General features: G+C 38.6%; 4 protein-coding genes. All 4 read right to left on the bottom strand.

Annotation, left to right across the window (positions count from 1 at the left end; all coding sequences use genetic code 11):
• Positions 1-176 precede the first annotated feature (176 nt).
• Positions 177-1,769 (bottom strand): CTP synthase, encoded by a 1,593-nt coding sequence (gene pyrG / locus AC3WOM_RS11290; protein ID WP_492446786.1) that lies wholly within the window; start codon positions 1,767-1,769, stop codon positions 177-179.
• 759 nt (positions 1,770-2,528) lie between these two features.
• Positions 2,529-3,065 (bottom strand): DNA-directed RNA polymerase subunit delta, encoded by a 537-nt coding sequence (rpoE, locus tag AC3WOM_RS11285; RefSeq protein WP_427539847.1) that lies wholly within the window; start codon positions 3,063-3,065, stop codon positions 2,529-2,531.
• Between the two features lie 456 nt (positions 3,066-3,521).
• Complete coding sequence (icmF, locus tag AC3WOM_RS11280) at positions 3,522-6,770, bottom strand: fused isobutyryl-CoA mutase/GTPase IcmF (protein ID WP_492446785.1); 3,249 nt, start codon at positions 6,768-6,770, stop codon at positions 3,522-3,524.
• Positions 6,771-6,903: 133 nt separating this feature from the next.
• A complete protein-coding gene (locus AC3WOM_RS11275) occupies positions 6,904-7,539 on the bottom strand; it encodes a TetR/AcrR family transcriptional regulator (protein WP_054770255.1) in 636 nt (211 codons plus the stop codon).
• Positions 7,540-7,541: the final 2 nt, after the last annotated feature.

Here is a 7,541-nt window from a genome sequence, read left to right as displayed (position 1 = left end):
CGCGAGTGAAGCGGCTCATCGGACGCCCCAGGAAAGCACTCAGTCGGAACGGAGATCAACCCCTCGTTTTGAAAAAGGGTTATACTTTTTAATTTGTCACCTTGATGTCATTGACATAATAGTATTTCAACACTATGAAAAGAGTTGTCTCAGCATTTGAGACAACTCTTTTTGCATTATTTAAATGTTGCGCCGATAAAATTTCGGAACAATGGTTGTGGACGATTTGGGCGTGATACAAATTCAGGATGGAATTGACAAGCTACAAAGAAATCATTATCTGGTAACTCGATTATTTCCACTAACTTACCATCAGGACTAGTACCCGCGAAAATAAGACCTGCTGCTTCCATAGCTTCACGGTACTCATTATTAAATTCATAACGGTGACGGTGACGTTCATAAACAAGCTCTTTTCCATAAGCATCCTTAGCTTTTGAGCCTTCTTTTAACTTACATGGGTATAAACCTAAACGCAATGTACCACCAATATCTACATTATCATTTTGATCTGGTAGGAAATCAATAATAGGATAATCTGTTTGTGCATCAAGCTCTGTAGAATGTGCTCCCTTTAAGCCAAGTACGTTACGAGCAAATTCCACTGTTGCCAGTTGCATACCTAAACAAATACCTAAGAACGGAACATTATTTTCACGAGCATATTGTGTCGCTAAAATTTTACCTTCCACACCACGATCACCAAAGCCACCAGGGACTAAAATAGCGTTCGCTCCTTTTAATAGTGAAGTAACATTGTCAGCATTAACATGCTCAGCATTAATCCAGTCAATATCAATATCAGAATTAAATGCATAGCCCGCGTGTTTTAATGCCTCTACTACAGAAATGTAAGCATCTTGTAGTTCAACATATTTCCCTACTAGCGCTACTTTACGCTTATTTGGTAAGCTTTTCACTTTCGTTACAAGCTCACGCCATTCCCCCATATCTGCCTCTGGTGCTTCGATACCAAAATGGTCAAGAACTATGTCATCGAAATCTTGTGCATGAAGATTTAATGGCACTTCATATAAATGCTCAGCATCACGAGATTCAATAATTTCATGTGGCTGTACATCACAGAATAAAGCCAATTTCTCTTTCATATCTTCAGGCACCTCTTGCTCTGTGCGCACAACGATAATGTTTGGTTGAATACCTAAAGAACGTAATTCTTTTACAGAATGTTGCGTTGGCTTTGTTTTTAGCTCACCTGCTGCTTTAATATAAGGAATAAGCGTACAATGAACGTACAAGACATTGTTATGACCTAAGTTAGTTTTCATTTGGCGAATTGCTTCAAGGAATGGTAATGACTCGATATCCCCTACTGTTCCACCTACCTCTGTAATAACAACATCGGCATTTGTTTCGCGTCCAGCACGTTGAATACGATCTTTAATTTCATTTGTAATATGAGGAATTACTTGTACTGTACCACCGTTGTAATCACCGCGGCGTTCTTTTTGTAAAACTGACTGATAAACACGACCTGATGTTACAGTAGAATGTTTGCCAAGGTTAATATCAATGAAACGTTCATAGTGACCTAAGTCAAGATCAGCCTCTGCACCATCATCTGTTACGAAAACCTCACCATGTTGATAAGGGCTCATTGTACCTGGATCAATATTGATATAAGGGTCAAATTTTTGAATTGTTACTTCTAACCCGCGATTTTTTAATAAACGACCTAAAGATGCCGCTACAATCCCTTTTCCAAGCGATGACACAACCCCACCTGTTACAAAAATATACTTTGTCATGAAAAAATTCCTCCTTATGATGTTCTAAAAATTGTAAGTAAGAAAAGTGCATATACGCCGTGTTAACAACTAAATATTTTGACGTAAATGTCTCGACAAGGTTAAGAAATACTTATACCTAAAAATAAGAAAAGCCGAGAATGCCTACAAAAAAGTGTAGTCGATTCGAAGCTGTAATCGTTTCTATCTCTTTTCTACTTTCCTTTTAAAAATTGATTGCTCTAACATTTATTCAGTCACCGATTACTATACATCATGAAGTATTGGGAACATTTATATTCATGTCAGTAGTAATTTGGGAGTGTTTAACTGAATCAATTTCGCCTTGGCGTAATTGCGTCTGGATTTTGAATTGTGCCCGCACAATTCATTCCTTTGAAAATCCGTGACATCCGCCAGAGGCTTTGGGCCAACATGATGTTGGTCACTCAGTTGTTGCCACAGGACGTGGCGTTCTTAGACTGAGTTCCTCTATTTCAGTAGGTGTTTGGACACCCACTGAAAAGGAACCAATACCGCATTCATCTCACCACATGTAGAGGTGGGAGTCTTCTGTATCTGCCGCTATGCTTTCGATACAAAAATATTTGCTGAATGAAGATAAAATTAACAACAAAAAAACGCCCCTCCTGCATAGGTTAGCAGGGGGAGCGTATTACATACACGGTCTTTCTCCTTTTTTAAGGAGCCCAAGTAAAAGATTAAACGTAACCGAGATAGAAGTCAAGGATTTTTACTATGGGCATAAAAGATAGAAAATTAAATTTCTTCCTCTTCATCGTCGAATTCTTCTTCGTCATCTTCTTCGATAAAGTCCTCATCGATTTCTTCATCAATGTCCTCTATGTCTTCATCTTCAAAATCAATGTCTTCTTTCTCTTCGACTTCCTCAACATCTTCTTCTTCAACGAATTCCTCATAATCTTCATCAAAGTCGATGTCTTCTTCTTCTAAATCTTCATCTAAATCTTCATCGTCAAGGGAAGCTTTAGATTTTTTCTTGTGAGTTTTCACAGAAGGAGCTGTTTCTTCCTCAATTTGCTCAACTTTAAACCATTCGCGTAGACCCCAACCTGTCTCTTGATTGTATAAGAAGCGACCATCTACATTCAAATCTGTGTAAAATTGTAGTAGGCGTGCTTTGATTTCTTCATTACTATAGCCTACAAGCTCCTGAAGGATTGTTAGTAAGTCATTAAAAGACACTGAGGCACGTTTTTCATTTAAAATTACATAAGCTAAGTTAATTAACGATTCTTCCGCTAATTGTTCCTTTGTCATTTCACGAAAATTCAATTCGTGCACTTCCTTTCTCTCATCACAATGGACGTTTTTATTGCTTTATTTTCGGAGCGCAGCAAAAAAAGACCGCACAAAAGTAACTTTCCATATCATAAGCATAATACCCATTATATACAAAGTTTTATCCTCTTTGCTAGCTTCAATTACTGTTTTTTATACCACATATTTTTTTTATCCCGAGGTAAAACAAATATACAGATAGAATTAGTAAAGGAACAGCGCCAATTTGCTTATTATACAGGAAAATAACTCCTAACACTAAAGCTAAGATAATGATGTAGTGAAAAGCTGATTTCATCCTCTACTGCGCCTCCCCTTTTTTTACAGTTCTATTATAACGAAAATAAAAAAAAGTGCCTAATCCTAAGACTAGACACTTACAACTACAAAAGCATTTTGTATTAATATAGAATAAATGCTAATAAGTAAGAAGATATGCACATTTACAAATTACATATTACGACGATATTGTCCGCCTACCTCATATAAAGCCCTCGTAATTTGTCCTAAACTTGCTACTTTTACTGTTTCCATTAACTCTGCAAAAATATTACCGTTGTTAACAGCCACTTCCTGTAAGCGTGTAATTGCTGCTTCTGATTCACTTTCGTGCTGCTTCCAGAATCCCTGTAAATTAAGGATTTGCGTCTCTTTTTCCTCTTTCGACGCACGAGCAATCTCCATATTATCTATATCCGCATCAGAAGGTGGATTCGGATTCAAATATGTGTTAACACCGATAATCGGTAGCTCACCAGAATGTTTCAACATTTCATAGTACATGGATTCCTCTTGAATTTTACCACGTTGATATTGTGTTTCCATTGCACCTAGCACGCCACCACGATCATTTATGCGATCAAACTCTTCTAGAACAGCTTCTTCTACAAGATCTGTTAGCTCTTCCACGATAAATGCCCCTTGTAATGGGTTTTCATTTTTCGCTAAACCATGCTCTTTTGTAATAATCATCTGAATAGCCATCGCACGGCGAACTGACTCTTCCGTAGGCGTTGTGATGGCCTCATCATAGGCATTTGTATGCAATGAATTACAGTTATCCTGTAATGCCATTAGTGCCTGTAACGTTGTACGAATATCATTAAAATCAATCTCCTGTGCATGCAAGCTACGTCCAGATGTTTGAATATGGTACTTTAATTTTTGTGCACGTTCATTAGCGTTATACTTATCACGCATTATCACTGCCCAAATGCGACGAGCAACACGTCCAATAACCGTGTACTCTGGATCAAGTCCATTCGAGAAGAAGAATGATAGGTTTGGTGCAAAATCATTAATATTCATACCACGACTTAAATAATACTCTACATACGTAAAGCCATTTGCCAATGTAAAGGCCAATTGCGAAATTGGATTTGCGCCAGCTTCAGCAATATGATATCCAGAAATTGATACTGAATAATAATTACGAACTTTATGGTCAATAAAGTATTGTTGAATATCTCCCATCATACGTAAGGCAAACTCTGTTGAGAAAATACATGTATTTTGCCCTTGATCTTCTTTTAAAATATCTGCTTGCACGGTTCCACGCACAACCTGCAATGTTTGCTCTCGTGTCTCTGTAAATTCTTCAACTGTCAAAGGTCGACTAAGTTCTTTCTCACGTAGTTTTACTTGTTGATCAATAGCCGTATTCATAAACATTGCTAAAATAATTGGTGCTGGACCGTTAATTGTCATGGATACTGATGTTGATGGTGCACATAAATCAAAGCCCGCATAGAGCTTTTTCATATCCTCTAACGTACATATAGAGACACCTGATTCCCCAACCTTACCATAAATATCTGGTCGATAATCTGGATCTTCACCATAGAGTGTTACCGAATCAAATGCTGTAGATAAACGTTTTGCATCATCGTCCTTCGATAGATAATGGAATCGTCTATTTGTTCGTTCTGGTGTTCCCTCACCCGCGAATTGTCGCTTCGGATCTTCCCCTTCACGTTTGAATTGGAATACCCCTGCTGTATATGGGAATTCACCAGGTACATTTTCTTTATAAACCCAGCGTAGAATTTCACCATAGTCCTCAAATTTCGGCAAGGCAACCTTTGGAATTTTTGTTCCAGAAAGACTTGTCGTCTTTAAAATTGTTCGAATTTCCTTATCCCGAACCTTTGTGACAAATTCATCTCCTGCATATGCTTCCTTTAATGCCTGCCAATTATCTAAAATACGTTTGGATTCTGCTGTTAGTTCATCTCTGACACCTTCTGCTAAAGAAGTAAGAGATGCGACAAGTGCATCATCAGGAGCCTTTTCTTTCACCGCAGCAATTGCACCCTCTAGCTGGAATAGCTGACGTGCAAATGCTACCTGCTGCTCTGATTTTTTATGATAGCCACGCACTGTATCTGTAATTTCTCTTAAATAATAGCGACGGTCATTCGGAATAATGACATCCTGCTTTTGCGTTTTCGCAAATTGCTCATACCCTGTTTCCCAATTGTAGCCTGTCTTTTCATTAATAATGTTAACAAGTGCAGCAAATAAAGCATTCGTACCTTTATCATTGAATTGGCTAGCAATCGTACCATAAATTGGCATTGTATCTAGTGATTCATGCCAAAGCTCTCGAGAACGTTGATATTGCTTCTGTACCTGACGTAGCGCATCCTCAGAGCCCTTACGCTCAAACTTATTGATAGCGATAACATCCGCAAAATCAATCATATCAATTTTCTCAAGCTGTGTTGGAGCACCAAACTCGCTCGTCATCACATACATGGATAGGTCCGTATATTTTGTAATTTCAGCATCCCCTTGACCGATACCGCTTGTTTCTACAATGATTAAATCATAGCCAGCAACACGAGCGACATCTAGCACATCTCCAATTGAAGCGGAAAGCTCCGTACGGGATCCACGAGTTGCTAAACTACGCATATATACTCGATTGTTAAAGATCGCATTCATACGTATTCGGTCACCTAGCAATGCGCCACCTGTTTTTTGCTTAGTTGGATCGACTGAAAGAATTGCCACACGTTTATCTGGGAATTCTTTTAAAAATCGACGAATTAACTCATCTGTCAGGGACGATTTCCCAGCACCACCAGTACCAGTAATACCTAAAACAGGTGTCCCTTTCGTGCGCTTACGAGCCTCTTCTATCATTTTTTTCGTTTCTTCATCATCATTCGACTCAGCAGCAGTGATCAAATTCGCTAAAATTTCTGGTGTCTCTGTCGTTAACATTTCTAACTTTTCTAGATAGCTACCTGTTGCTGTAGGGAAATCAGTACCTTTAATTTGTTCATTGATCATCCCTTGCAAACCTAAAACACGTCCATCCTCTGGCGAGAAAATACCTGAAATCCCATAAGCATGTAGCTCCTTAATTTCACGCGGCAAAATAACACCGCCACCGCCACCATAAATTTTTATATGTGGGGCACCTTTTTCACGCAGTAAATCATACATATATTTAAAGTATTCCATATGGCCGCCTTGATAGGATGAGATGGCAACACCTTGCGCATCTTCTTGAATCGCAGCATTCACGACTTCTTCTACAGAGCGATTATGTCCTAAATGAATAACCTCTACCCCGCTAGATTGCAAAATACGTCGCATAATGTTGACCGAAGCATCATGCCCATCAAATAGACTCGATGCTGTAACAAAACGTACGTGATTTTTTGGACGATATACTTCTACCTTTGTCATATGAAATCCCTACTTTCTCCCCTTAATCAATTACACCTTTGTGTTATAGGCACCCCAGACTGGAGCTACCTTATGCAGTTCATAAAAAAAGTCGGTAATTGCAATGTCGCTCTATGCAATTACCGACAACCCCTTAACAGAACCCCTTTATACCTGAAATAAACAATGTTATTTGCATGTCAATAAATTCATCAATCGAATGCTGTCGATGTAACGCCCATTTTCGGAACGCCCAGCTTTGTCCTGAGACAACTAAATTATTGGCTGCCAAGTGGATTTGCTTATCGGTCATTGTTATTTCACCTGACTGCACACATCGCTTTAGTAATCGTTCAAACGTGGCAACCATTTCAAACTCCTTACTAAATACATAGCGCTGCGCTTCTTTTGATAAAGATTTTGTTTCTTGATACATGATTGTCAGCTCATCAACCATGTGATCAATTTGCAAGAAATACTCTCGAATCATCTCTTTTAATTCTTCTATCGTCCCTGCTTTTATCTCATAACTTGAAAGCCGCTCCATAGCGTGATGATAAATACTATCACATACTAGGTAAAGAACATCCTCTTTAGTTCGGATATACTCATATAAAGTACCGATACTAAAGCCAGCAGCTTTTGCGATTTCTCTCGTCGTGGCACGATGAAAACCTTTTTCTTTAAATAACTTGATGGCTCCTTGTATCATTTGTTCCCGACGAATGGCGATGAGATTTTCATCTTTAACTGTTGACTGTACCTGAGGCCTTTTCTCTTTTTCTGTCATAT

Source organism: Lysinibacillus sp. FW301-JW8 (assembly GCF_058788755.1).
This window is presented reverse-complemented; position numbering and strand designations above follow the sequence as displayed.

What these genes read in the sequence shown, in the direction of transcription:
- pyrG (WP_492446786.1), bottom strand. Translation starts at nt 1,769, where the DNA reads ATGACAAAGTATATTTTTGTAACAGGTGGGGTTGTGTCATCGCTTGGA.
- icmF (WP_492446785.1), bottom strand. Translation starts at nt 6,770, where the DNA reads ATGACAAAGGTAGAAGTATATCGTCCAAAAAATCACGTACGTTTTGTT.
- AC3WOM_RS11275 (WP_054770255.1), bottom strand. Translation starts at nt 7,539, where the DNA reads ATGACAGAAAAAGAGAAAAGGCCTCAGGTACAGTCAACAGTTAAAGAT.